Below are 24,160 nucleotides of genomic sequence, written 5' to 3' on the forward strand. Positions count from 1 at the left end.
CTCTCCCTCAAGGGGAGAGATTGAATTTGAGAGTTCCGTAAAAAGCCAAGCCCCGAAAAACAACTGAGTTTCGGCTCAGACTGATTGCCCCGGCGCCCTTACTCGTCGCTCATCTTCAGCGCGGCGATGAAGGCTTCCTGGGGGATTTCCACCTTGCCGAACTGGCGCATGCGCTTCTTGCCGGCCTTCTGCTTGTCGAGCAGCTTGCGCTTGCGCGAGGCATCGCCGCCATAGCACTTGGCGGTTACGTCCTTGCGCAGCGCCGAGATGGTCTCGCGCGCGATCACATTGCCACCGATCGCGGCCTGGATCGGGATCTTGAACATGTGCTTCGGGATCAGTTCCTTCAGCTTCTCGCACATGTCGCGGCCGCGCTTCTCGGCCGCCGTGCGGTGCACCAGCATGGACAGCGCATCGACCGGCTCGCCATTGACGAGGATCGACATCTTGACGAGATTGCCGGCGCGGTAATCGGCGAGATGGTAGTCGAACGAGGCATAGCCCTTGGAGATCGACTTCAGCCGGTCATAGAAATCGAACACGACCTCGTTGAGCGGAAGCTCGTAGCCCAGCATCGCGCGGTTGCCCACATAAGTCAGATCGGTCTGGACGCCGCGACGGTCCTGGCAGAGCTTGAGGATGCCGCCGAGATAGTCGTCCGGCGTCAGGATCGACGCCTTGATCCACGGTTCGCGGATTTCGGCGATCTTGACCACGTCCGGCATGTCGGCCGGATTGTGCAATTCGATCTCGCGGCCATCGGTCATCGTCAGTTCATAGACCACGGAGGGCGCGGTTGCGATCAGGTCGAGATCGAATTCGCGTTCCAGCCGCTCCTGGATGATTTCGAGATGCAGCAGGCCGAGAAAGCCGCAGCGGAAGCCGAAGCCGAGGGCGGCCGAGCTTTCCATCTCGTAGGAGAACGACGCGTCATTGAGGCGCAGCTTGCCGACGGCGGCGCGCAGATCCTCGAAATCATTGGCATCGACCGGGAACAGCCCGCAGAACACCACCGGCTGGGCCGGCTTGAAACCCGGCAACATGGTCTCGGTTGGGCGCTTGTCCTCGGTGATCGTATCGCCGACGCGGGTATCGGCCACTTCCTTGATCGAGGCGGTGATGACGCCGATCTCGCCCGGACCGAGTTCGTCGACCACCAGCATTTTCGGGGTCAGCACGCCGACGCGGTCGACCGGATATTTCGCATCCGTGCCCATCATGCGGATGGTCTGGCCCTTCTTCAGCACGCCGTCGATGACGCGCACCAGAACCACGACGCCGAGATAGGTGTCGTACCAGCTATCGACCAGCAGCGCCTTCAACGGCGCGTCCGCGCCCTTTTCCGTCTTCGGCGGCGGCAGCTTGTGGACGATGGCTTCCAGAACGTCCGGCACGCCCATGCCGGTCTTGGCGGAAATCAGCAGCGCATCGGAGGCATCGATGCCGATAACATCCTCGATCTGCTCCTTCACCCGCTCGGGATCGGCGGCCGGCAGGTCGGCCTTGTTCAGCACGGTCACCAGCTCATGATCATTGTCGATCGCCTGATAGACGTTTGCGAGCGTCTGGGCCTCAACCCCTTGAGAGGCGTCGACCACCAGCAGCGAGCCCTCGCAGGCCGAAAGCGAGCGCGAGACCTCATAGGCGAAGTCGACATGGCCGGGCGTGTCGATCAGGTTCAGCACATAGGTCTCGCCGTTCTTCGCCTTGTAGTGCAGGCGCACGGTCTGGGCCTTGATGGTGATGCCGCGCTCGCGCTCGATATCCATATTGTCGAGCACCTGCGCCGACATTTCACGCTCGGCCAGCCCCCCGCAGATCTGGATCAACCGGTCGGCAAGCGTCGACTTGCCGTGGTCGATATGGGCCACGATGGAAAAGTTGCGGATATGGTCGAGTGGAACGCGATCTTCATTTGTGCTCATGCGCGCGCATATAGCAGTGGACGCGGCATCTTCAAAGCGAAATTGCGGGCGGGACCGCGAGATCAGAAGACGAGCGTCTGCAGGAACTGATATAGCTTCCGCTTCCGACATTCGCGGCCGTCAGGAGATGGCGATGTTGATCTAGCACCTCTGGACGGCACAGGGGCGTTGAGGATAGTTGGAGGCTCACGGTAATCCCGCCATAAAGACAGCTTCTCATGGCAGGCCGTTTCTATCATCACACCCTTGACTCCAAGATAATAGAATTCCATGATCTCATCATGGAAAATCTGGATCTCACCTTCGACCACGCCATTGCCGTCAACCTCAAGCGCCTACGCAGCGCCGGCGGCTTCACGCTGGATGGGCTGGCGGAAGCCTCCGGCGTCAGCCGGGCGATGATCTCGCGGATCGAGCGGGCGGAGGCCTCGCCTTCGGCGCTTATTCTGGCGAAGCTCTGCGCCGCGCTCGGCACCACGCTGTCGGCGTTCTTCGCCGATGCCGACCGGCCCGTCGATCCGCTGTCGCGCCGGGTCGACCAGCCGGTGTGGCGCGATCCCGAAACCGGCTATTCGCGCCGCTCGGTTTCTCCCTCCGGCACCGGTTCCGGGGTCGACATCGTGCTGATACGGTTCCCGGTCGGCGGCGGTATTTCCTATCCGCCCAAACACGGCGCAGACGGGTTGAGCCAGCATATCTGGATCATGAGCGGGGCACTGCAAGTCGAGATCGGCGAAGAGACCCATCTCCTGTTCAAGGGGGACTGCCTCTATATGCCGGTCGCCGATCCGCACAGCTTTTCCAATGCCGGCGATACCGACGTGCTCTACGCCGTCATCATCGAACGCACGCGATAAGGAGCGTCATGACGACCATCAGATTTCTATCCGCCGAGGAAGCCGTGACCGCGATCCCGGCGCTCAGCGAACTCCTGCGCGACAGCATCGAGGACAACGCTTCGATGGGCTTCATGGCGCCCTATGATCCGGCCGAAGCCCGCGCATTCTGGCAGGGCGTCGCCGATGGCGTGGCGGACGGTTTCACCGTGCTCGCCGTGGCGGCGGACGGAGACGATATCGTCGGCACGGTGCAGGCTGGCTTCGCCCGCAAGACCAACCAGCCGCATCGCGGCGATGTGATGAAGCTGATCGTGCGTCGCGACATGCGCGGCCGGGGCATCGCCCGCCAGTTGATGGAGCGGCTGGAGGCGGAATGCCTGAAACGCGATCGCTGGCTGATGGTGCTCGACACCGCGACGGGAAGCGCTGCCGAAGCGATCTACCCGCGCCTCGGCTGGCAGCGCGTGGGCGTTGTGCCCGAATACGCGCTTTACCCCGATGGCGATTATTGCGGCACGACGTTTTTCTACAAGCGGCTCGGGGTCTGACGCCAAGCCAAACAGGCCCGCTATCGCGAGCATTCTATTTTTTTTCCTGGCCGATGTCACGTTTGGCGGCGCGCAATCGTCATGGAGGTGCAAACCTTGAAAGGAGTATCCCCATGAATGCCCGCGTCGATATCTTTGCCTCCAGCCCAGGCATTGCCCGCAAATGGCTTGGTTTTTCCACCGAGATTGCCGGCAGTCTTGAACAAGAGCTTGTCGAACTGGTGAAAATCCGCGCCTCCCAGATCAACAACTGCGCAAATTGCCTGAACATGCACACCGCCGAAGCCCGCCGTGCCGGCGAGAGCGAACAGCGCATCTACCTCCTCTCCGCATGGCGCGAGGCGCCATGCTATAGTGAACGCGAACGCGCGGCGCTCGCCTGGACCGACGCACTGACCCGGATTTCAGAGGCATCGGTCGAGCAGGACACCTATGACGAACTGGCGCGACATTTCAGCCCCGAGGAGCAGGTAAAACTGACAATGATGATCAATGTGATCAATGGCTGGAACCGTATCGCGATCGGTTTCAAAATGTGGTTCGAACCGGCGGCGGCGGCCTGATGCTCACCGATCATGGCAGGGCAGCAACGACAGCTTTCGAGAAGCATCGCCCGCTTCTGAAGCGGATAGCCTATCGCATGCTGGGCTCCCACGCCGATGCCGAAGACATGGTTCAGGAGGCCTTCATCCGCTGGATGAAGGCCGACCACGCCGCGATACGATCCGACGAGGCCTTTCTCCGGCGCATGGTTTCGAGGCTTTGCCTCGACCAGTTGAAATCGGCGCGGGCGCAACGCGAGACGTATATCGGTCCCTGGCTGCCCGCGCCGGCGATCGAGGAGGAGCCGGAGGTCGACTTCACCCTGCCGCTGATGCTGGCGCTCGAAAGGCTTTCGCCACTGGAACGGGCGGCCTTCCTGCTACACGACGTGTTCGGAATGGATTTTGCCGCCGTTGGCGACGCTCTGGAGCGCAGCCCGCAGACCTGCCGACAACTTGCGGCCCGCGCCCGCGACCATGTCCGGGAGGAAGCGCCGCGCTTCCCGGTCGAACACCAGATGGGGCTCGACGTCGCCCGCGCCTTTCATGCTGCCTCGCGCAGCGGCGACATTGCCGCTTTGCGCGACATGCTGGTGGCCGATGCCAGCTTTCATGCCGATGGCGGCGGCAAGCGGTCGGCGGCATTCCGGGTTGTCAGCGGCGTCGAGGATATCATCACCATCCATGAACGACTTGCCGAGATCGCCTGGACGCAGCACACGGAGCTTGTTCGGCTATGCTATGTCAACGGCCTGCCGGGATTCGTCACGCGCGAAGCGGATGGCGAGTTGCAGGTCACCGCGCTTCTCCCCCGTGACGGAAAGATCGCCGCGATCTATGTCATCCGCAATCCCGACAAGCTGAGACACCTCGATGCCCCAATGATGCACTGAAAGCGATTCCCGTTTACCTCCTGATACAGTAAGGAAGAACGAACAGGAGAGGCTTTGACAATGCGCATTATCTATTCCGAGGACCACAGGTTCCGCGATGCCAAAACCGAGCTGCATGGCGGTGAACTGGTGAAGCCGTTCGAAGGGCCGTTCCGGGCGGAATGGGTATTGGCGGCGCTGCAGGAGAACGGGTTTTCGGACATTGTCGCGCCCGAGGCGCACGGTCTTGCGGTCGCGGGCAAGCTTCACGATGCTGGCTACCTCGAATTTCTGGAAACCATATGGGAGCGGTGGGTGGCCGCCGGCTTCACCAGCGAGGCGATCCCGATTTCGCTGCCCGTCCGCCGCTCTTACCATGCCCGCCCGCCGAAGAATATCGACGGTGTGCTCGGCTATTACGCCAATTCGGTCGAGACCTCGATCACCGATGGCACCTACCGGGCGGCCGTTGCCGCCAATGATTGCGCGATTTCGGCGGCCGATCATATCACCGCCGGCAATCGCCACGCCTTCGCGCTCTGCCGCCCGCCGGGCCACCATGCCGGCATCGATCTCTTCGGCGGCTACTGCTTCCTGAACAATGCCGCGATCGCCGCCCAGCGGCTGATCGATCACGGCGCGGCGAAGGTCGCGATCCTCGATGTCGACTTTCACCACGGCAACGGCACGCAGGACATCACCTATGAGCGCGACGATATCTTCTTCGCCTCGCTCCATGGCGATCCGGACGATGCGTTCCCCTATTTCTGGGGCCATGCGGAGGAAACCGGCAAAGGCAGGGGCGAAGGCTTCAATGCCAATTTTCCGCTGCCCCGCAACACACCGTGGAGCGCCTATCGCGCGGCGCTGGAAAGCGCGATGAAGCGGATCGCGGATTTTGGCGCGGAAGCACTGGTGGTCTCGCTCGGCGTCGATACCTTCGAGAAGGATCCGATCTCCTTCTTCCGGCTGACCACGCCCGATTTCCGGCGCATGGGCGCGATGCTGGCGGCATCGGGCCTGCCGATCGTGACCGTCATGGAAGGCGGCTACGGCGTCACCGAGATTGGCCACAATGTCGCAAACGTGCTCCTGGGCATGGAAGAAGGCTGAGAAACCCAGGCGGGCGAGGTCCCCAATTATTCAGCTTGCGTTCAGCAAAGAAATGCTACCTGCGGTTTAGAATGATCGCGTGGCGGTTTTTGTTCGAGATGCAGGAGGAATGCGATGTTCGGACTTGCACGCAGTAAACTTGTGGCCGTTGCGGCGGCGGCGGCGCTTGCCCTCTCGCCGATGGCCGCCCTTGCCCACCCGGCAGGCGGTTTCCACGGCGGCGGCTTTCATGGCGGCTTTAACGGCGGTGGTTTTCACGGCGGGTTTGCGCCGCATGGCCCGGGCTTCGGCCCGGCCTTTCATGGCGGCGGCAGCCCCCACTGGCAGGGCCCTCCGCCCTATTGGCACAATAGCCCGCATGGCGGCGGCCCGCGCGGCCCCGGCCCGGTTCGCGCGCCCTATGGCCAGCCCTGGCATGGCGGCCCGCCCCCGCATTGGGGAGGCCCGCCGCCGCCGCACTGGCATGGCCCGCCGCCGCCCAATTGGGGTCCCTATTACGGACCGGCGGCGCTCGGCCCCTACTGGTACGGCCCGCCCTACGGCCCCTATGGTCCGGGCTGGGGCTGGAACGGCAACGCCTGGGTTCCATTCGCGGCAGGCGCGCTGATCGGCGGCGGCGTTGTTGCGGCGACCAACAACGACAACACCGTCAACACCGCGACCACGCCGACGATCAATCCGAAGCACTATCAGTGGTGCGAGGATCACTACAAATCATACCGCGTCTCCGACAATACCTACCAGCCCTATCACGGGCCAAGGCAGCAATGCGTTTCACCGTATTACTGAGGAGACGCCCCGCGACGGATCCATGCCGTCGCGGGGCATTATTGCACACGCGCTGCAGCTTGCAGCGCTCTAGAGCCTTTTTGTTTTTACGCAATTCCGGACGGTGAACCGGTGTCCACTTCACCTGGAATTGCTCTAATCCGCCTTCAACTCCTTGAACCGGCTCTCATATTCGCGGCGCAACTGGTGGCGCATCTGCGCCTCCTTGAAGCGGCGCTCCTTGTCCGGCGTGTTGAGATCGAGCTTCGGGATCGGCGTCGGCTTGCCGTGCGCATCGACAGCGACCATGGTGAAATAACAGGAATTGGTGTGGCGGCGATGGCCGCTGCGCACATCCTCCGCCTCGACCCTGATGCCGATCTCCATCGAGGTGCGGCCGGTATAGTTCACCGATGACCGCAAGGTGACGAGTTCGCCGACATTGATCGGCTCGCGAAACGTCACCTGATCCACCGACAGCGTCACCGCATAATCCTGTGAATAGCGCGCCGCACAGGAATAGGCCACGCGGTCGAGCAGGTTCAGCAGCGCGCCGCCATGCACCTTGCCGGAAAAATTCGCCATGTCCGGCGTCATCAGCACCACCATTTCAAGCTGGCTGGGATCGTGTTCGCGGTCCATTCATGTCCCCTCTTTGCAGGCCGTTTTCGATCGGGCCGGAGTTTTGCCCGAAAGCTACATGCAATCAACAGCAAACTATGCCGCTGAATGAGGTCGCCAGCGGCTGGCGGTGCTCTGGACAAGACATTTTCAGTCTGCATAGTGCAATCAGAAAGAGGGGCCATATATGCACAGACCAACTTCGGCGCGCCTCAGCTCGGCACGCGCAAGATGAGCGAACCGGAAGACGCAGCGCTTGAGGGGCGCGACCGGCGCGCGGAGACCCGCTTTATCGCCATGGCGGCCGTTACAGGCATTGTCACGGGCACGATCGGCTCGTTTTTCCACCTTGCAATCGATCGGCTGTCGACCTGGCCGCAGGCGCTGGGGCGTCTTCTGCACGGGCCCTGGCTCGTTCTGGCGGCGGCGCTGATCACCATGGCCGTCACCGTCGCCATGGTCGCCGTCGTGCGCCGCTATGCGCCGGAGGCCGCCGGCAGCGGCGTGCAGGAAATCGAAGGCGCGATGAGCAATCTGCGCAATGTGCGCTGGCGCCGGGTTCTGCCGGTCAAGTTCCTCACCGGCATCGGCGCGCTGTCATCCGGCCTCGTGCTCGGCCGCGAGGGACCGACGATCCATATCGGCGCGTCGATCGCGGCGGCGACCACGGATTTCTTCAGGGTTTCGGATACGGAGCGGCGCGGCCTGCTCGGCGCGGGCGCGGCCGCCGGCCTTGCCTGCGCCTTCAATGCCCCGCTCGCCGCCGTGCTGTTCATCATCGAGGAAACGCACAACCAGTTTCCCTATAACTTCCGCAGCTATATGGGCGTCATCGTCGCCGCCTTCTTCTCCACCGTGATGACGGAAGTGATCGGCGGCACCGCGCCGGATTTCTCCATGTCGGTCGCCACGCCCGCGCTGGCTTTGCTGCCCGCCTTCGTTGTTCTCGGCGTGCTTCTCGGCTTCGTCGGCGTTGCGCTCAACGCCAGCCTGATGAGCGTTTCCGGCTTCACCATCGCGATGCATAAGCGCATTCCCTACCTCATGCCGGCGCTGATCGGGCTCGCCATCGGGGCGCTGTTCATCCTGTTTCCGCGCGCCGTCACCGGCGGCGAGAACGTGATCGTCTCGCTTGCCCGCGACCATGTCGTGCTGAGCGCGCTTCTGCTGCTTGCGGTCTTGCGATTCGCCACCATGGTGGTGAGCTATTCCGCCGGCACGCCCGGCGGCATCTTCGCGCCCATGCTGGCGCTCGCCATCGCGATCGGCCTTGCCTTTGGTACAATATTGGAAGGCATGCTGCCGGAAGGAACCGCCATTCCGCTCGCCTTCGGCATCGCCGCCATGGGCGGGCTGTTTTCGGCTTCGGTGCGCGCGCCGGTGGTCGGCGTCGCGCTGACGCTGGAACTGACGGGGGCCTACACCATGACACTGCCGCTGATCGCCACATGCGTCACCGCCAATGTCGCGGCCCGCTGGCTCGGCGGACAGCCGATCTACGAGCAATTGCTGGAGCGGACCCTGAAACAGGCGGGCGTTCATCCCGAACGCATGCCGCACCGGCCTGAAAGCGAACTCGGCTGATCAGGCGTCGTAAGCGACGCGGAAACCGACATTGCTGGCGGCGCTGTCCGGCGTCAGCGCCATGCGCGCGGCGATCCGGTAGCGATAGCAATAGCTGTAATGGCAGAGGAACGAGCCGCCCTTGAGCAGGCGCTCATCGGCGGCAACGGCGGCGGCGTTGCGCTGCTTGGCATGGCGGGAAAGCGAGCGGATGCGATAGGGATCGGCGGTCCACTCCCAGACATTGCCGGCCATGTTGTAGAACCCGCCCTCGTTCGGCTCGAAGGATCGCGCCGGCGCGGTGCCCATATAGCCGTCAGCCATGGTATTGTGATCGGGAAAACGCCCCTGCCAGATATTGCAGAAGATCTTGGTGTCGGTCGGCTCCTCATCGCCCCAGACGAATTTGCGGCCGACGACGCCGCCATGGGCCGCCCGCTCCCATTCCGCCTCGCTCGGCAGCCTGCCGCCGACCCAGGTAGCAAACGCCACCGCATCGGCGTGGGAGACCTGGGTGACGGGATGATCGAGCCGGTCCTCGACGCTGCTGCCGGGGCCTTCCGGGTGGCGCCAGCAGGCGCCGTCGATCCGCCACCACCACGGCGTATCGGGGGCACCGCCAGTGACCTCGGTATCTTTCGAGACCAGGCCGGCAAACACGGCGGACCAGCCGAAGCGCTCGGCCTCGGAGACATAACCGGTCGCATCGACGAATTCCGCAAAGCGCCTGATCGTGACGGTCTGCGCCTCGAGGGCGAAGGGATTGAGCTTGACGAAGCGCGCCGGGCCCTCGCCATCCTTGGGGATCGCGGGATTATCAATGCCGACATGGCTGCGCCCGCCTGGAAGGGCAATCGCGTTGGAGCGCTCACCGACGCCTGCTGGGATGATCGGAGCGGCCTCAATAGCGGTTTTCTCACTGTTGCGGGATACCGCACAGCAGCTCCCCTTGCCCTCAACGCTCATCAATCCGCTCCCAGTCTTGCTGCTGTCGTCTTCATCACGTTCCCTGTAGCAATTCCGGCCGGCGATTGCCAACGACGTGTTGTCGCAGACTTCCGAGCGGGGGACGCGAACAACGATCAAAATCGAGAAGAAAATCCGGAGAAATGGTCGGGGTGGCGGGATTCGAACCCACGACCCCTTGACCCCCAGTCAAGTGCGCTACCGGGCTGCGCTACACCCCGACCAACCGTTACGGCCCGTCCCCATTAGACTTTCGGCGTTTGTCGCGCAAGGGCCAAAAAGCATTTCTGAAACAAAAACGGAAAATTTGGCCCGGAAGGCAGATGGCGGGAACAGAAGTCCCACGAAACTCCCACCAGATGTTCTCCGAAGGTTCCGGCAAAGAGCGCCTTGACCGCGCCGGACGGCTGCCCGGTAAACAAAAAGGCCGCCCGGTTTTCCGAGGTGGCTTTTGCGTGTTCTTGACTCCGATTTCGCTATTTCCGAAAATAGAACAAACATGGAACATACGGAAGGCGAAAGAACCATGCCAGCACAAAGACCGCCGCCCGGACTACCGCCCGGCAAGGGCTATCGCACCCTTCAGGATGCAGCCTCAGAAGGGCACATCCTGCAGGTCTGGTGCGGCGGCTGCCGGCGGCGGGTGAATTATCTGGCCTCCGACCTGGTGCCGATCTTCGGCGGAATGCATTACGTGCACGAACCGCCCTTCGCCTGTTCCCGCTGCAAGACGATGGAGTACATGGCGACAGCCTTGCTCTCGCCAAGCCTCGGCGATTATGGTGATATACGGGTGAGGAGACCGGCCGGGATGCGCCGCATATGGCGCACGGTGAAGCTGGGGGATAAGCCGTAATGTGCAACCTGTATAACAACACGACCAGTCATGAAGCCGTGCGCCAACTCTTCAAGCCGGAACGCGACCTGACCAACCGCGCCGATCTGAATGGCGACTGCTATCCCGATCGGCCCGCGCCGATCGTGCGCATGGCCGATAGCGAACGCGAACTTGCCTTCGCCACATGGGGCATGCCCTCGCCTTCCTTCGTCACCAAGGGCAAGCCGGATACTGGCGTCACCAATATCCGCAACACGACATCGCCGCACTGGCGGCGCTGGCTGGGCCCGGCAAACCGCTGCCTGGTGCCGTGGACGACGTTCTGCGAGTGGGAGAACACCAAGCCGAAAAAGACCAAACGCTGGTTTGCCATCAACGAAGACAAACCGCTTGCGGCGTTTGCCGGGATCTGGACGGCGTGGGAGGGCGAGCGCGGCTCGCAGAAGACCCCGCGGCCCGGCACGCACGAGCTGTTCGGGTTTCTCACCTGCGAGGCAAACGCCGTGGTGAAGCCGATCCACCCGAAGGCGATGCCGGTGATCTTGACAACGACGGAGGAGCTGGATGTGTGGATGCGCGCGCCATGGGATGAGGCGAAGGGGCTGCAGCGGCCGCTGGCGGATAGTTCGATGATTCTGCTTAATCAACAAAGTACAACCTGAAACTTGCCGAGTTTCGAATGTGCGCTTTAGAATTCTCAACATGGACCGCCGCAGAATGGTCAGCTTTCGGGCAGGTGTTTTCAGGACTAGGAACCCTTGCCGGAGCGATCGCTGTCGGCGTTGCGGCTTGGTGGGGCCGACGGACCTTCGATGATTGGCGGCAGCAACATTTGTCAGCGCGCCACATTGAAGAGGCAGAAACCGTATTAACAGCTACATATAAAGTCCGCCGGAGTTTACGGAATATACGCCAACCGCTTCTGATGGCATACGAACTTCATATGGCAAAAGAGCGACTTAAAGAGAATGGTGTGGTGCCAGCGACCGAGAGCGAATTGAACAAGCTCGCAACGGCGCAGGTCTACTTTACGCGGATTGAAAACGAGAGTGAGAATCGTGAGGCATTGCTAAGATGTCAGCCGATGGCCCGGGCTATTTTCGGCGAGGAGGTGGAACGGGCAATGGACACACTCCTTCAACAGTTTCGAATGCTCCAAGTCTCGGCAAGTTCTCAATTGCATTTTAGCAATGAAACTGAACCAGCTTTTCGAAAAAACATCGAAGCCAATTTGTGGGAAGGTGCCTATGACGATGACGACAAAAGCATGACAAAAACGATTGCAGCCCAGATTACAACAATCGAAAAGATTTGCTTACCCGTCGTCCGACTATCAGGCCAGAAATAGCTCCGCTTCAACGCAAGCCCAAGAACAGCCACAACGCATCACGAAGAAAAAGCCGCCCCGGTTTCCCGAGGCGGCTATCATCACCGACCAATCGCCTTGATGGCGGCCGTGATCCAGTCCGAAACGGCCAGCGTCACCCCGCCGCCAAACATGGCCGCGCCCAGCATCCAGCCTCGGCCCATCTGCTTGATCCGCTTGTATTCGTCGACGATCACCTCCGCCTTTTCCAGGCGTTCCTTTATCGCGTCCTGCTGATCAAGCAGTTTTTCATTCTGGCGCTCGACGACCTCGATCCGCTCGTAAAGTCGCCGTCGCTTCTCCTCGTTTCGGGTCTCGGCCTTGAGAAGAATATCCAGCCCGGACTTGATCTCGCCGACTGACTGATAGAGATCGTTCGTCACCGGTCACCTCCTGATGACGGCCTTGAGCGCCCCGGCGCCGGACCCGACATAGAAAATCCACTGGATCATATTGCCCGCCCAGGTTCGCATTTCAGGCGTTGGCAGGTTTGCGACATCCCATGGGAAGTTGAAGACGCTATCGAGAATGACCGCCGACCACCAGAGCGCCAATGGACCGAGAAACGCCGCCGCAAAAGCCCAGAACCACGGGAATGACAGCTTAGCGGTATTGTAGTTCGCCATGATTCGCGTTTCAGCGACAACCTGCTGCAGATACTCGGCCGAAAGATCGGCCGCTATCTTTTCCCGACCGTTCGCCAGTTCGCCGCGCTTCTCGATCAGTGTGATCGCCCGATCGACAATGCCGCTCGCGCCAAGCTTTAAGAGCCATGCGATAGCGGTCGCGATCATACCTCGACACTCCGGCCGGTCATGGTGTTAAAGCGGCGCGCGATGACATCACGATAACGCCATGCGAACCACACTGCGGCAAGGATGACCACGCCGCCGACAATCCAACCGACCGGCAGCCCGGATGCCCAGGCGACAGCACCGGAGGCTGCAGCCGAGGCGCCGGACTTCTCCGCCGCATCCTTCAGTGCTGCCATGTCGCGCCTCAGCTGCGCGATCGTCGCCGGACCAATGATGCCGTCATTCTTCAGGTGCGGGTGCGCCATCTGATAGGTCATCACCGCCGCTTTCGTCTTCTGCCCGAACCAGCCATCGATCTCGCCTGGATCGAAGCCGCGCTTCTTCAGCATCTGCTGCACGTCCCGAACCACGGGATCGCCGGTCTCGGGCGCGGTTTCGGACGCCTCGCGCGCCACCCCTTCCGGCGCGGCCGCAACGGTGTCGACGCCGGTATAAATGCCCTTCTCGAACATCAGCGCCTCTTCCTTGCGACGGCGAACGAGGCCGGGAAGGCGCTTGCCCTTGGAGGTGTTGTAGTGCGACCCGAGATGGTCGGCCGCCTGCTTGATCTTTCCCGCGCGCCAAAGCTTGCCGAATGTCCATTTGCTCACCACTCGCCCACCGAGATTGTAGGCAGCGCTCGCCGCCGCATCCATCTGGTATTGCGTCCGGTCAGCCGGAGAATTGGCGACAACCTCACGGCCATAGCCGGTATCGAGAACCACCTTCAGGATCCGTTCGGCATCGTCATTGGCGATCGTCGTCTTGCCGGGCACGATTTTGGTGATACCAATTTTCGCCAGCTCCGCGCGGCAATAAGGCGAAGCCATAGTGAAGCCCGGCCCGAGCGTCGGCGTCCCGGTCGGATCGAGATAGGCGGTGCGGGGATTGCCCTCATGCAGGCGCACGAAGGTCGCCCCCCGGCGCGAGACCGTGGTGATTTCCATGTCGATTGTCCTTTTGAAGCAGGCCGTCAGCAGCCCGGGATTATGGGGGTTGGTCCAGACGGAGCCTAGAATTCCTGCATCGGCCGGTAGATCAGCCCTCGGCCGCGCAACAGGCCGCCTTGGCCGTCCCGGCCCTCGATAAACTCCGACGGAATGACATCGCCCGAGGCGGCATAGACCTGCACATTGCCGGCATTGATTGCCGTGAGCGCATCGGCCGCGCCGATAAGCCCGTCCTCGCCCCATGCGGCCTGCGGATTTGCCAGCGGCGGAAGATCACCATCCGCGAAGGCCAGATAGACCGAGACGTCTTCATAGCTGGTCGACGCGTCGAACAGCAGCCAGTGCGTCGGCGTCGAGGATGGCGTGGGGTCGACTGAATCGGCCGGGATCACCGCCCGGCCAAACTCGACAGCGCCGCCACGATAGGCGGTCATGACGGCCTCGGCGCTTGCCTTTGCGGCAGCGGTGACAATCACCGCGCAGGGAAGATTGGTAGGCATTGTCTTATCCTTTCGAAAGCAGTGCGTTGCGGATTTGATTGGCGAGGTCGAGGGTCAGCGTCGCCCGACCGGAAAGAGGGCAGAACAGCGATCCGCCGAAAAACGCAGATGCCGTGCCGTTGGCGTTGACCGCGCCGAGATGCCACGGCGTTGCAGGCAGCGATCCCGTCCAGGCATCGGAGCCGACGATCGTGCCATCGGCGTAGAGATAGACGGTCGAGCCGACGGTGTAGAAGCCGATGACATGGCGTCCGCCCCGCAGATCGACGCCAGAGGAATCGATAACGGCCTGGCCGATTTTCACCCGCAGAGCGCCAGCGCTGGTGATGCCGAGATAGGCGCCGTTGCCGGAGCCGTCCTGCGCGCCGAACAGGATCTGCGTTGCCGGAACGACCGCCGGAATATCGGCGTGGTCGAAGGCGAAGACATCGCCCGCGCCGGAAAGCCCGTAGAGCGAGACAAGCCTGTCGTCGGAGCCGTCGAACTTGACGCCGTTCGCCTGCCGCGCCGGGCGAAAATTGGTCGTGGCCTGCGCCGCTTCGAGGCCCGGTATGACCCTGAATGTCACATTGTCGATAGCGACCGTCATCGACGAAGACGTTATGTCGCGAGCATAGGCAATGTAGGCCGCGCCCGCCGGAACCTTTGTAACGGATCGGTGGCGCCCATTCGCCGCGATCGACGGCCGTTCGGAACCCGCTCCCCACAGACCGCCGGTGAGCGGCGTATTGCTTGCGGTGCGATACTGGACGCGCAGACCGGACGCGCCGGCATAGCCGGAAACATCGAATTCAAGGATCGCGCGATTGCCGGATTGCCCGCCGCACGCATCGGTGCGGAATGTGTTGAAGACGTCACCGGATGCGTGGAACGCCTTGCCGGAAACCCATGTCCAGTAATTATTGTCATTGACCCATCCGGCCAGATCGCTCGCGAATGTCCCGTTGGTGACCAGTTCCGACTGTCCGGCCTGCACTTCGGCAAGGTCCAGCCCGGCCCAGCGCCGGCTGTCCAGGCTGAGGCCGACAGACTCTCCATCTTCATCCGCCAGGTTCGCGCCCTCGCTTGTCTGATAGTGGCGGTCAAGCTTGGAATAATCATAGACGTAGCCGGCATCGAGGCCGGACATGAAAGCGTCGAGAGAGAAGGCCTGCCCTCTGCCCGGGATGGGTTTCAGGCTCAGGCCGAGTGTCAATCCAATCATTGCGCCACCTCCGGCAGGAATTGCATGTCAGGCATAGGGCAGCGCCCTCGTCTGAAGATCGGCATCGGTCATCCGGAACGGCCAGATCACGAGTTGGTAATACCAGCCACGCGCAAAATTGCCGGCGCTGTCCCGACCGATAAGAGCGGCTGTTAGATCAGCGTCGATCGCCACGGTATCGGCAAGCACGCTGTCGCCGTTATAGCTGCCGCGTTTGCCGGCCCCGTGGTAACCGACCGCCACCCCGAATGACGGCAGCGGCGTGGAAACAGCCCCGAGCGACAGCGTCGCTGCATTGCCCGCCACAATGGCTGTTTGCCCCGCGTCGAAACCCAACAGCCGGGTGCCAGCAGCGCCGCCGATGAGACGACCGGACGCGCCGAGAACACCCTCGCCCTGGATCACAATGGACGCCTCACTGCGCCGGAGAAGCGCTGCAACGGGCTCGCTCAGTTGCGCCCTGTCGGCAGGCCTGGTGACGGCCGATCCGCTGGTCGGGATATAGCTTGTCGCGCGCGAGCCGGCCTCCACCTGAGGGAAGGCGACGAGGATATCGGAGGCATAGGTGTCAGATACCGCGAAAGATATGTTGTTAACGAGCGCGATGGAGCCGACGCCCGCCGTGCCCGTGCTTTCGTATCGCGCCCAGTCCGTCGTGGCCTCGAAAAGATTGTTGACCGACCCGTCGAAGCCAAACGCGAACTGTCGCGAGCCCGGGTCGTATTGCTTGACATAGGCAGATACCGCCGTCTGTGACCCGCCCACGACATTAGCAAGCCGGACGAACGTGTTGCCTTCTGCGGGCAGCTGCACCCGGTAGACATTGCCGGTCACACCATCCGGGCCGATCTCGCCCGGCATGGGCGTGACGATGGTGTTCGCGCCAGCCTCAAGCAGGGACACGTTCTTGTTGACGCAGAGATTGGTTGCCGACGGCTCCAGCAGAAGCCCGCGCCGGCCGGTGCTGTTGTCAAAACGCGGCGCGCCGCTCGCCGCGACCTGAAGAAACCCGTTGGCGTCGATATAGGTCGCAGCACCCGCGCGGGTGAAAGTGACGACATCTGAAAAGCCGACAGAGGGCGCCGGATACCAGATCGCTTCCGCGCTCGCGTTTTCGATGTCCGCATTGGCGGTCAGGCGATAATGATCGCCGCTGAAATCCAGCAGCGCGCCGGGCCAGCCCGCCCCGCCTGCGGCATTTGCCGCCTTGTAGGGCGAGGCGCTGACGGTGATTGTATCCGATCGTTCCAGCAGCACGCGCCCGTTTCGCAACACGCGATAACTCACCGGATAGCTTCCCGCAGTCGCATCCGGATCGGCCAGGAGGCTAAGCCCGCTAGCCGAAAAGATGCCGTTCGGATCGGATGTGATTTCGAGGACTTCAGCCATACTAGGCCTCCGCCGCCGCTTCGAGCGCGGAAACCCGATCGCTCAGAGCACACACGGTTCGCCAGAGATGCGCGATGAGCTGCAAGGCGGCGTCATCCGCAAGTGCCAGGTATGTTTCCCCTGACTTGTCCGGAACGGGCGTTTCCCGAACCAGGGCTGGATCGAACGCCAGCAGGTCTTGCGCAAGGAAGCCAAGACGATCACCCTCTGGAAGCCCGACCGGGATATCCTCTTTTCTCTGCCACCTGACCGGCGCAAGCGCCGCGAGGTCGAATTCGCTGGCGTCTTCGATCACATCCTTGAATTTCGCATCGGACGGCAATGAATTGATCAGTACAAAATTGTTGCCGTCGATGCTGTAGTAAAAGCCGTCATCCCATGCGAACCGCACATGGTTCGAATAAATCATGGAGATGGAGCTTCCCGTTGGAAATAGCACTTTCGTGGCGTTTGGGCCGTAAATGTAATCCGACGCCGCCCTAGCCAAGGATGAAAGAGGGGCGCCACCAACCGCACTCGCATTTGCCGCCGTGCCACCAACAGGAAGGTAGTTCGAAAGCGCCGCTGACGATGCAGCCCCCAAGGTCTCCCGAGCCGCCGAAGCGTCGATGTCATCCAGCAAGGTTTTTGCGAATGCCGAGACGCCCAGCGTCGTCAACGCCGCCGATGCGTCGGTGTCGTCCAGCAAGGTTTTTGCGAAAGCCGAGACGCCCAGCGTCGTCAAGGCTGTGCTCGCGTTGGCGTCATCGAGCAGCGACCGCGCGAAGCTCGTCAGCGTGGTCAATGTTGCAGTGCTCGCCCCACTGAAATAGGCCAGCTTGTCAGCCGCAGGCGTCAACCCGGCCAGGGCGGAGAGCGTCTCATTGTCGAGCCGCTGGATATAATCCGCCAGCGCCGCCGCATTGGCGATCACCTGGTTGGCGTCATCTTGCCGCTGAAGCGCATAGGCATAAGTGCCGGTAGCGCCGACCCATTCGGTTGCCGCCGTGATCGCGGTGTCGCTGTCGACGCTTGCGATCGGCAGGGGATTGCCGGCGGCCTGCGGGTAGATCACGCCGCCGGCGATCAGCGCCGTCGCCCAGCCCGTGCCATTGCCGGTAACGGCCGCCGAGCCGTTGGTGAGCGTGATTGTGCCCGTCGTGTAATTCATGGCTGCGGTATCCCGAAAATGTAATAGCGGATGCCCTGGATCGGGCTGTCGTCATAGCGATGCGTCAGGGTGCCGGCCGAATAGTCGGAGGCGTTGGCGTAGTAGCTCAGCACCGGCGAGCCCCGGAATGTGTAGAACCGCGCCTCGGAGCCGGTCAGCTTGCAATAGCTGGTATCGCCCGCCGTCCCGCCACCGGAGCCCGGCATGTTGATGTAGAGGACCTTCGAGAACGGCTCGCGCACCGCCGAGGAATAGCTTTCGTTCGCCGTGCTCGCCCCGCCATGCACCGTCATGAACTTGACGAACGGCCAGGCCCCGCCCGCATCGAAGCTCACCGGCCATTGCTGGTTGCCGTCGGCCGTGATCGGGATATAGCCCTGCTTGATGATCCTGACGGCCGGCCAGCGGCTGTCGAGAATGATGTCGCGAAAGCTCGGGCTGGCGCTTGCACCCGGCCGCAGGAACTGCACAACATTCTGCGAACCATCATTGAACTGCCGCAGCACGTCATTGTTGCCATAGGTCGGCCCGGCCCCGTTGCTGGCATAGATCATGAACCGCGCCCGGCAGGCCCCATAGGGGTTGTCGAAATTCAACTGCCCACCCGAAATCCAGTATTCCGCCCCGAGATTGTAGCTGCCGCTCGTAAGCGGCGAGATCGGATACCAGATGTCGCCGCCTGTGTAGAAATGCACGTCGACAAGGCAATCGTCCGGGATCGCCCCGACAGAAACGGAGCTGACGCCGGACGGCACGGCGACGTCATTGGCGGCAACCACCTTGATCGGCAGCACCGCGCTGTCGAAGGCAAGCTGGGTTTCGGTCGCGGTGTTGGCGTCATAGCCCGGCTTTGCCACCCGGCAGGTGGAACTGTTGATGATCACCGATGTCTGACCGGATACCGGCGAAAGCGGCGGGTCGAGGATCGGATCGGCATTGCCCGGCAGGTCCCAGACCTGCAAGACTGTATTGCTTTCCGGGTCGGCGTTCTGGTTGTAGTTCGGGTCCAGCAACGTACCGTTGCCGGGAGAGCCGACATAGGTCGGGTTAACGACACTCCAGCCCGTGTGCCATGGCTCCGACCACGCCCCTGATGAGGCGAAATAGCCGCTGCGATCCTGATAGCCATGATAGCTCTGAACGACGCGCCCGGAAAACCGCCCGGAGAAGGTCTTGATCTTCTTCTGGAACACCGGCTGGGTGTAATGCAGCCCCGCGAAATAGGCGTTTCGAAACCAGTACCGCGTCACGGTCCCGCCGGTGATCGCCAGTTGGTAATTGCCCTGGTTCGTTCCGGATGGCAGATATTGCACGGCGGGCGCGCCATCCATGTCAACCGCGGTGTAATCACCCCAATAGCGGATCGGGTCGAATTTGGAGTTGTAGAGCCACGCGCCATAGGTCGTGTCGGGCGTGGTGACAGGATCATAGGCGTCGGTCGAAATCTTGACCGACGCCACGCCCTGGCTGTCAATGCCGATCAGTGTCTGCGTCATCGCCAGCTATCTCGCGCCTCGACCTGATGATGATGACGCCCCTGTCGAGGTCGATTTCTATCAGACCGTCGCGACTTTTTATCTTTCCACTCATGATCGGATCACGATGCTCCCGGCGTTGAGGTTGATGGTCATCTTGCCGTTCAGGCTGTCGATCAGGCCGGAATTCACGGTCCCGATATTGGCAACGTTCAGCTTCAGTTCCCCGCCCTCGAAGACAAGCGGCCGCTGCCCGTTGTTCAGAACGACAAACTGATCGGCATTGACGGCGAAGCGCGATTTCTGCACGCCGCCCTCGGTGTAGATTTCGAGGAAAAACCCGCTTTCGATGTAGCTGCCGCCCGTTCCGGCGCGGACAAGCACCGAAAACCGGGCGGTGACGCCGGACTGGTTGGCGGCCGCTGAAAACTTGATCTGTCCGCTGGCAAAACTGTCATTGAGCTGCGCGGCAAGCTCGGTCGTCTGCTCCGCAAGCGCCTCGTCCGCGGTGACGCGGGCGATGGCCTCTCCGACGATCGCCGCCGTCGCCTCATCCAGCTCCGCGCCGAGAAACACGATCTGCTGCGCCAGCGCCTCGTCTTCCGTGGCGCGCACCAGGCGCTCCTCGGTGATCTGGGCAAGCGCGTTACCGGTCTGCTGCCGTAGTTCCAACCGGTCGAGCAGTCCGACCGAGCCCTGCAACGAGATCGATGTGGCGATGTCGGCGATCCGCAAATCCTGATAGTCGTAACCGGCCTGAAGCTCCTCAATCCTTTTGCGCACATCCTCGCCGACCGTATCGAGCGTGACATCGAGATCGGTCGAGACATCCGGCGTCGTGACGGCAAGCCAGGCCGACCATTCCGTCGGGCGGCGCGAGATCGGTACATAGCGCCCGCGCACCTGATATTCGGTGTTATGGCGGAACACCGGCTGCAGCAGCGCGTAGTAGGGGCTGGCATAGCGCGTGCTGTCGCTGTCAAAGACAACATCGCCCGAGGCCGCGAGCCGAACCTGCACCCATACCCGCTCGACATCCTCCAGCCCGCCGGCCCACGAAACCTTGATTGTCGGTCGCCAGGCATTGCCGGCGGCGTCATAGAGCGTTGCAGGCTCCACGGTCCAGCCGGTCATGATCTGCGCCGGAACGCCGATCCGCCCGATCCAGCCCACCGCCGTCGGCAGCGCATCGGCCGCCGACCAGTCATAATCGGCCGGGTCGATTTCCTTCAGCGAGACGATGACGTTGGTGCTCATCGGCGCGGCGAGCGCGACCACAAGGAATTTCTTGTCCTCGTATCCGTTGCGCGCGCTGGTCCATGACACGACGTCATTCGGCTCCAGCGGCCAGGCATCCGGCGGCAGGCATATCTGGTGCGTCCGGAACCGGCGCGCATCGTTCAGCATCGCCAGCATCAGCCGTTGCACCTGCCCGCCAAAGGGGCAGGCCTCGAAGCTCACGGCCTGAGGCAGGCGATTGCCGTCCAGCACCTCCAGCGCGCTGTCATAGCGTGCCGGCGCGTCCTTCATCGTCCACTTTTCCGCCGGCTCCGGATAGGTCGCCTCGACGGCATTGACCGTGTCGTCAAGCGAGCCATGCGGCGCGAATGACTGGCCTTTGGTGATGACGATATCATCGTCCGAAAACGCATAGATCGCGCTGCCCGGCGCGCCGACCGAGATCTTGAACACCCCGCCGACCTCGGCAAGCCGCGCGTTGCAGGCAAGCCGCAACTCCTCGATCGCATCGATCGGCCGTTCATCGCCGCGAAACTCATATCCGCCGCGAAACGCCGGAACCGGCCCCGCGCCGTCATCGACTGAGGCATCGGCCTCGTTCATGGCCGTCATCCAGTTGGCAACGGGCAGGCGATAGGCAGCGAGGTCCTGCCCGCCATAAATCCACTGATCGCCGTAATAGACGCCGCGAATGACATTATAGATGATCACCGGCAGGTTGTTCGACCACTCCCAGGTGGTGGGATTGTCCCAGCGATGCGATCCGCTGCCGCCGACCGTGCTATCCTTGCGCGGATCGTAAAGCGGGATCGATCCCAGTTCGAACAACATGCTCGGCGCGCTCGAAAACAGGTCGCGATCATACCGGCAGGTGACGATCGCATAGGTCACCCCGCGCCCGATCATCGCCGAGGTAAACGGCCTGTCGGCATTGCCGCCGAAGCGATCGATCAGATAGGTGTCCGCCGAAGTCTGCGAGCCGTCATAGAACTTGACCCACATATAGTCCGCGCCGCCGCTTCGATATTCCGCGACCGGAAAACCGAATTCGCCATGCGCCTCGCCGGTCAGCAGCGTCACCTTCTGGTCGTCAACCCAAACGCCATTGAGCCCGGATTGCGGCAGGCTGCTGAGTTCGATCACGTCGACGAAATAGGCGTTCGGCGTACCGTCGACCTCGCCCCAGGTTCCCGCATATTTGCGCCGCCCGGCCGTCGCGTAGTCGCCGGCGATGAAGGTGAGCGGCTGGTTGTCGCCCATCTGTATCGACAGGTTGACGCCCGGGTCGCGCGTCTCGGTCTTCTTCTCTTTGCCGGATATCGCCCGCTGGATCAGGCTCGCGCCGACGCTCAGACCAATGCCGACGATCGCCTGGCCGATAACGCCAAGAGACCCGATCCAGCCGGCGATAGCGCCAATCGCGCCGAACAGCGGCCCGGCATGCGCCGCCGTCGCCGCCGTGAGAAAGGCGACGAGCGTAAGGAATAGGAATCTGATCATGTCACCCGACGCGGAAGGCGCGCGTTGCGCTCAAGAGATCGACCGTCCCGAAACCCTCCGGTCGAAGAACGAGGATGCGCTCGCCATTGACGACGCCGAGCGCGGAGCCGAAACCGTCATCGGACGGAATGGCCGCGATATCGCCGAGGCGGGCGCGGGAGATATGGATTTCCGGCAGGATCGTCGCGACCAGGTCGCCGAGATCTGCAAACCCGTCATTGCGCAACACCCTGAGCGCGCCGATGCCAGACGTATAGCGATCCCGCCAGGGCGAGACGATATCGGCGCCGGTCAGCGCTTCCACGCTGTCGCCGACCAGCCCGACAAGGCAATCGTGATCGCCCCAGGCAAACGGCTTGCGCCGCATGGCATCGCACGCGGCATCAAACCGCGCCCGCCAGCCATCGATGCGGATAAGCGTGTTCATGCGGCCCGCCCCCATGGAATATCCCAGTTCTCGACAACGCCGGAATACCGGCCCCATTGGTCATCCTGCCGGCGCTTCTGTCCCTCATAGGAGGATTTCAGCGGATTGGTGCGCGCCAGCATGGCGATCGCTGCCGAGATCAGGTTCAGCGTGATCCCGCCCTCCTCGCCCGCCGCCGGCGTTTCCACCGGCTCGCCGTCGACAATGCCAAGAAATGCAACCTCAGCCGGCCCCGCCGCTTGTCCCGTTTCCGGATCGATCAGAAGATGATGAACCTCGACAGAGGCAAGCCGCGCATCCCAGCCGCGCACGAGCTGCTGCACGGTCGCCGCGATCTGCGACAGCCCGATATCGACCGTCTGGATCGTCATGTCAGAAACGCGCGGGATTTCCGGAACATCGAGATTGACGTCGCCAAGATAGGTCCGCGTTACGATCCCGCCGCTGGAACCGTCGATCACGTCGATATCCAGATCCTCGCCGCCGGTCCAGAAACCGATCGAGACCGGGGCCCCGCTCGCCCGGTCCCGCGCCGTCACATAGACCAGCGACCGCGCCACAAGCCCCGCCTCCCGCGCGCCGACAAGCGCCGCGATAAAAGCCGCCGAAACGCTCTTCATCACACGCCCCGCTTCTGCACGATCGAAAAGCCCATACCGGAAACGATATTGCCGCTGACCGTGCCCGCCTGAAACGATCCGGGAACAACGACGCACGGGCAGGCCGGGCGATAAAGCGTCACGGCATTGCCCACGACGACCGAGGCCGGAAGGCGCGGAAAGACGGAGAACAACGGCGTCGAACTGCCGCTCGCCGTCACATCTTCCGAGACCTCGAGGAAATACGTCCGCCCGCCCGAAACGCTGACCTGCAGCTTATCGCCCGCCGAGAGCTGGTAATTGCCGGCGGGCACGCCCGAAACGCTGACCGCCGTCCGGTCGGCCTCATCTTCCGGCCATTCGGACAACGCATTCGCAGTGGCCTGGTAGTCGAGGATTTGCGGCAGGCCGGAAAGGCTGATGCGCCCGCCACTCACCGAACCGATCGTCACCGTCGATCCGACAATCCATATCCCGGCCGGGTCAAGCCGCGGGCCGCATATATAGGGATCGCGAAACATGAACGGCTCGAGCGCCCCGCCGAGGCCGCGCACAAGCGCGGAGATCGCCTGCGCTTCCGTCAGCCGTACCGGCTGGATCGTAACCTCAGCCTTCCAGAGCGGCGGAGCAAGCTCGGCCTGATACACCACGCCCTCGCCGGTTCCCGACAGTTCGTCATTGCGCTGGATATCCCAGCGGATCGGCATCAGTTTCAAATGGTCGAAGAATTGCGCAAGCGACTTCATCAGCCCACCCTGTTCGGATTGCGCTGAATTTGCCGCACCCGTCCCGGTAGCTCATAGCGCGAAAACTGGTCGAGCTGCCGCCGAACGGCCTGCCCGATCGCCTCCGCATCCCGCGTGCTTGTCCCCTCCGGTACCGCGATGCTGATCCCGCCGAGACTGATATGCGTGTCGCCGCCGCTCCGCGCTGCCTGAAGCGATGTCATCGACGGTATGCGATATCGGCTCG

The 24,160-nt window shown here is 62.5% G+C and carries 26 protein-coding genes and 1 tRNA gene; 10 read left to right on the forward strand and 17 right to left on the reverse strand.

What is annotated here, in order from left to right:
- Positions 1-98 precede the first annotated feature (98 nt).
- Positions 99-1,925 (reverse strand): translation elongation factor 4, encoded by a 1,827-nt coding sequence (gene lepA / locus B4E36_RS16665; RefSeq protein WP_018062774.1) that lies wholly within the window; start codon positions 1,923-1,925, stop codon positions 99-101.
- 290 nt (positions 1,926-2,215) lie between these two features.
- Between lepA and B4E36_RS16670 the strand changes: the two genes are divergently transcribed.
- The 6 genes from B4E36_RS16670 (at position 2,216) to B4E36_RS16695 (ending at position 6,628) form a co-directional block, all read left to right on the forward strand.
- A complete protein-coding gene (locus B4E36_RS16670; RefSeq protein WP_414673776.1) occupies positions 2,216-2,782 on the forward strand; it encodes a helix-turn-helix domain-containing protein in 567 nt (188 codons plus the stop codon).
- An 8-nt stretch (positions 2,783-2,790) separates the two neighbouring features.
- Complete coding sequence (locus B4E36_RS16675) at positions 2,791-3,312, forward strand: GNAT family N-acetyltransferase (protein WP_292057981.1); 522 nt, start codon at positions 2,791-2,793, stop codon at positions 3,310-3,312.
- A 113-nt stretch (positions 3,313-3,425) separates the two neighbouring features.
- A complete protein-coding gene (locus B4E36_RS16680; protein ID WP_292057983.1) occupies positions 3,426-3,875 on the forward strand; it encodes a carboxymuconolactone decarboxylase family protein in 450 nt (149 codons plus the stop codon).
- The gene (locus B4E36_RS16685) at positions 3,875-4,747 is read left to right on the forward strand and encodes a sigma-70 family RNA polymerase sigma factor (RefSeq protein WP_345900588.1); all 873 of its coding nucleotides are present in this window, start codon (positions 3,875-3,877) and stop codon (positions 4,745-4,747) included. Before B4E36_RS16680 ends, B4E36_RS16685 begins: the two co-directional genes overlap by 1 nt.
- Positions 4,748-4,807: 60 nt before the next feature.
- Positions 4,808-5,839 carry a histone deacetylase family protein gene (locus B4E36_RS16690; protein WP_292057987.1) on the forward strand — a complete coding sequence of 344 codons (1,032 nt, stop codon included), beginning with the start codon at positions 4,808-4,810 and terminating at the stop codon, positions 5,837-5,839.
- A 114-nt stretch (positions 5,840-5,953) separates the two neighbouring features.
- Positions 5,954-6,628, forward strand: a complete 675-nt coding sequence (locus tag B4E36_RS16695; protein WP_345900589.1) for a BA14K family protein — start codon at positions 5,954-5,956, stop codon at positions 6,626-6,628.
- 135 nt (positions 6,629-6,763) lie between these two features.
- Here the strand turns inward: B4E36_RS16695 and B4E36_RS16700 are convergent, their stop codons facing one another.
- Entirely contained in the window at positions 6,764-7,249 is a 486-nt protein-coding gene (locus B4E36_RS16700) for an acyl-CoA thioesterase (RefSeq protein WP_292057989.1), read from the reverse strand.
- 210 nt (positions 7,250-7,459) lie between these two features.
- On the opposite strand from B4E36_RS16700, the gene clcA reads away from it, so the two are divergent.
- The gene (gene clcA, locus B4E36_RS16705; protein ID WP_292057991.1) at positions 7,460-8,812 is read left to right on the forward strand and encodes a H(+)/Cl(-) exchange transporter ClcA; all 1,353 of its coding nucleotides are present in this window, start codon (positions 7,460-7,462) and stop codon (positions 8,810-8,812) included.
- On the opposite strand, the gene B4E36_RS16710 is transcribed toward clcA, so the two are convergent.
- Both B4E36_RS16710 and B4E36_RS16715 read right to left on the reverse strand, forming a co-directional pair.
- On the reverse strand, positions 8,813-9,757 hold the full coding sequence (locus B4E36_RS16710) for a formylglycine-generating enzyme family protein (RefSeq protein WP_292057993.1): 945 nt from the start codon (positions 9,755-9,757) through the stop codon (positions 8,813-8,815).
- A 144-nt stretch (positions 9,758-9,901) separates the two neighbouring features.
- Positions 9,902-9,978, reverse strand: a tRNA-Pro gene (locus tag B4E36_RS16715).
- A gap of 278 nt (positions 9,979-10,256) precedes the next feature.
- Between B4E36_RS16715 and B4E36_RS16720 the strand changes: the two genes are divergently transcribed.
- The 3 genes from B4E36_RS16720 to B4E36_RS16730 are packed head-to-tail and all read left to right on the forward strand — an operon-like array spanning position 10,257 to position 11,943.
- Positions 10,257-10,613, forward strand: coding sequence for a hypothetical protein (locus B4E36_RS16720; RefSeq protein WP_292057995.1), 357 nt, complete (start codon positions 10,257-10,259; stop codon positions 10,611-10,613).
- Positions 10,613-11,257 (forward strand): SOS response-associated peptidase, encoded by a 645-nt coding sequence (locus B4E36_RS16725; RefSeq protein WP_292057998.1) that lies wholly within the window; start codon positions 10,613-10,615, stop codon positions 11,255-11,257. The genes B4E36_RS16720 and B4E36_RS16725 overlap by 1 nt, the downstream gene beginning before the upstream one ends.
- Before the next feature lie 17 nt (positions 11,258-11,274).
- Positions 11,275-11,943 (forward strand): hypothetical protein, encoded by a 669-nt coding sequence (locus tag B4E36_RS16730; protein ID WP_292057999.1) that lies wholly within the window; start codon positions 11,275-11,277, stop codon positions 11,941-11,943.
- Between the two features lie 80 nt (positions 11,944-12,023).
- Here the strand turns inward: B4E36_RS16730 and B4E36_RS16735 are convergent, their stop codons facing one another.
- The 13 genes from B4E36_RS16735 to B4E36_RS16795 all read right to left on the reverse strand — a co-directional run.
- Positions 12,024-12,344 (reverse strand): hypothetical protein, encoded by a 321-nt coding sequence (locus tag B4E36_RS16735; protein WP_292058001.1) that lies wholly within the window; start codon positions 12,342-12,344, stop codon positions 12,024-12,026.
- A 3-nt stretch (positions 12,345-12,347) separates the two neighbouring features.
- Positions 12,348-12,755 (reverse strand): hypothetical protein, encoded by a 408-nt coding sequence (locus B4E36_RS16740; protein ID WP_292058004.1) that lies wholly within the window; start codon positions 12,753-12,755, stop codon positions 12,348-12,350.
- Positions 12,752-13,702 carry a glycoside hydrolase family protein gene (locus B4E36_RS16745; protein WP_292058005.1) on the reverse strand — a complete coding sequence of 317 codons (951 nt, stop codon included), beginning with the start codon at positions 13,700-13,702 and terminating at the stop codon, positions 12,752-12,754. Before B4E36_RS16745 ends, B4E36_RS16740 begins: the two co-directional genes overlap by 4 nt.
- Positions 13,703-13,767: 65 nt before the next feature.
- Positions 13,768-14,205 carry a hypothetical protein gene (locus B4E36_RS16750; RefSeq protein ID WP_292058008.1) on the reverse strand — a complete coding sequence of 146 codons (438 nt, stop codon included), beginning with the start codon at positions 14,203-14,205 and terminating at the stop codon, positions 13,768-13,770.
- Positions 14,206-14,209: 4 nt separating this feature from the next.
- Positions 14,210-15,409: a hypothetical protein gene (locus B4E36_RS16755; protein WP_292058010.1), complete on the reverse strand. Its 1,200-nt coding sequence runs from the start codon at positions 15,407-15,409 to the stop codon at positions 14,210-14,212.
- A gap of 27 nt (positions 15,410-15,436) precedes the next feature.
- A complete protein-coding gene (locus tag B4E36_RS16760; protein WP_292058014.1) occupies positions 15,437-16,798 on the reverse strand; it encodes a phage head spike fiber domain-containing protein in 1,362 nt (453 codons plus the stop codon).
- 1 nt (position 16,799) lies between these two features.
- Positions 16,800-17,948 (reverse strand): tail fiber domain-containing protein, encoded by a 1,149-nt coding sequence (locus tag B4E36_RS16765; RefSeq protein WP_292058016.1) that lies wholly within the window; start codon positions 17,946-17,948, stop codon positions 16,800-16,802.
- Positions 17,945-19,444: a hypothetical protein gene (locus B4E36_RS16770; protein ID WP_292058018.1), complete on the reverse strand. Its 1,500-nt coding sequence runs from the start codon at positions 19,442-19,444 to the stop codon at positions 17,945-17,947. Before B4E36_RS16770 ends, B4E36_RS16765 begins: the two co-directional genes overlap by 4 nt.
- Positions 19,445-19,534: 90 nt before the next feature.
- Positions 19,535-22,162, reverse strand: a complete 2,628-nt coding sequence (locus tag B4E36_RS16775) for a phage tail protein (protein WP_292058021.1) — start codon at positions 22,160-22,162, stop codon at positions 19,535-19,537.
- 1 nt (position 22,163) lies between these two features.
- Complete coding sequence (locus tag B4E36_RS16780) at positions 22,164-22,589, reverse strand: DUF6950 family protein (RefSeq protein WP_292058023.1); 426 nt, start codon at positions 22,587-22,589, stop codon at positions 22,164-22,166.
- Positions 22,586-23,209, reverse strand: coding sequence for a hypothetical protein (locus tag B4E36_RS16785; RefSeq protein ID WP_292058025.1), 624 nt, complete (start codon positions 23,207-23,209; stop codon positions 22,586-22,588). Before B4E36_RS16785 ends, B4E36_RS16780 begins: the two co-directional genes overlap by 4 nt.
- A complete protein-coding gene (locus tag B4E36_RS16790; protein ID WP_292058027.1) occupies positions 23,209-23,934 on the reverse strand; it encodes a hypothetical protein in 726 nt (241 codons plus the stop codon). The genes B4E36_RS16785 and B4E36_RS16790 overlap by 1 nt, the downstream gene beginning before the upstream one ends.
- Positions 23,934-24,160, reverse strand: a 227-nt coding sequence (locus B4E36_RS16795) for a hypothetical protein (RefSeq protein ID WP_345900590.1), incomplete at its 5' end; no start/stop codon positions are given. The genes B4E36_RS16795 and B4E36_RS16790, both read right to left, overlap by 1 nt.

This window comes from Martelella sp. UBA3392, from assembly GCF_002358775.1.
In the GTDB taxonomy this organism is placed as follows: Bacteria; Pseudomonadota; Alphaproteobacteria; order Rhizobiales; family Rhizobiaceae; genus Martelella; species Martelella mediterranea.

Coding starts and splice junctions, on each gene's coding strand:
- B4E36_RS16780 (WP_292058023.1), bottom strand. CDS start 22,589: ATGAACACGCTTATCCGCATCGATGGCTGGCGGGCGCGGTTTGATGCC.
- B4E36_RS16775 (WP_292058021.1), bottom strand. CDS start 22,162: ATGATCAGATTCCTATTCCTTACGCTCGTCGCCTTTCTCACGGCGGCG.
- B4E36_RS16720 (WP_292057995.1), top strand. CDS start 10,257: ATGGAACATACGGAAGGCGAAAGAACCATGCCAGCACAAAGACCGCCG.
- B4E36_RS16750 (WP_292058008.1), bottom strand. CDS start 14,205: ATGCCTACCAATCTTCCCTGCGCGGTGATTGTCACCGCTGCCGCAAAG.
- B4E36_RS16790 (WP_292058027.1), bottom strand. CDS start 23,934: ATGAAGTCGCTTGCGCAATTCTTCGACCATTTGAAACTGATGCCGATC.
- B4E36_RS16765 (WP_292058016.1), bottom strand. CDS start 17,948: ATGAATTACACGACGGGCACAATCACGCTCACCAACGGCTCGGCGGCC.
- B4E36_RS16755 (WP_292058010.1), bottom strand. CDS start 15,409: ATGATTGGATTGACACTCGGCCTGAGCCTGAAACCCATCCCGGGCAGA.
- B4E36_RS16745 (WP_292058005.1), bottom strand. CDS start 13,702: ATGGAAATCACCACGGTCTCGCGCCGGGGGGCGACCTTCGTGCGCCTG.
- B4E36_RS16690 (WP_292057987.1), top strand. CDS start 4,808: ATGCGCATTATCTATTCCGAGGACCACAGGTTCCGCGATGCCAAAACC.
- B4E36_RS16710 (WP_292057993.1), bottom strand. CDS start 9,757: ATGAGCGTTGAGGGCAAGGGGAGCTGCTGTGCGGTATCCCGCAACAGT.
- B4E36_RS16770 (WP_292058018.1), bottom strand. CDS start 19,444: ATGACGCAGACACTGATCGGCATTGACAGCCAGGGCGTGGCGTCGGTC.
- clcA (WP_292057991.1), top strand. CDS start 7,460: ATGAGCGAACCGGAAGACGCAGCGCTTGAGGGGCGCGACCGGCGCGCG.
- B4E36_RS16695 (WP_345900589.1), top strand. CDS start 5,954: ATGTTCGGACTTGCACGCAGTAAACTTGTGGCCGTTGCGGCGGCGGCG.
- B4E36_RS16760 (WP_292058014.1), bottom strand. CDS start 16,798: ATGGCTGAAGTCCTCGAAATCACATCCGATCCGAACGGCATCTTTTCG.
- B4E36_RS16785 (WP_292058025.1), bottom strand. CDS start 23,209: ATGAAGAGCGTTTCGGCGGCTTTTATCGCGGCGCTTGTCGGCGCGCGG.
- B4E36_RS16685 (WP_345900588.1), top strand. CDS start 3,875: ATGCTCACCGATCATGGCAGGGCAGCAACGACAGCTTTCGAGAAGCAT.
- B4E36_RS16725 (WP_292057998.1), top strand. CDS start 10,613: ATGTGCAACCTGTATAACAACACGACCAGTCATGAAGCCGTGCGCCAA.
- B4E36_RS16680 (WP_292057983.1), top strand. CDS start 3,426: ATGAATGCCCGCGTCGATATCTTTGCCTCCAGCCCAGGCATTGCCCGC.
- B4E36_RS16730 (WP_292057999.1), top strand. CDS start 11,275: ATGTGCGCTTTAGAATTCTCAACATGGACCGCCGCAGAATGGTCAGCT.
- lepA (WP_018062774.1), bottom strand. CDS start 1,925: ATGAGCACAAATGAAGATCGCGTTCCACTCGACCATATCCGCAACTTT.
- B4E36_RS16700 (WP_292057989.1), bottom strand. CDS start 7,249: ATGGACCGCGAACACGATCCCAGCCAGCTTGAAATGGTGGTGCTGATG.
- B4E36_RS16675 (WP_292057981.1), top strand. CDS start 2,791: ATGACGACCATCAGATTTCTATCCGCCGAGGAAGCCGTGACCGCGATC.
- B4E36_RS16740 (WP_292058004.1), bottom strand. CDS start 12,755: ATGATCGCGACCGCTATCGCATGGCTCTTAAAGCTTGGCGCGAGCGGC.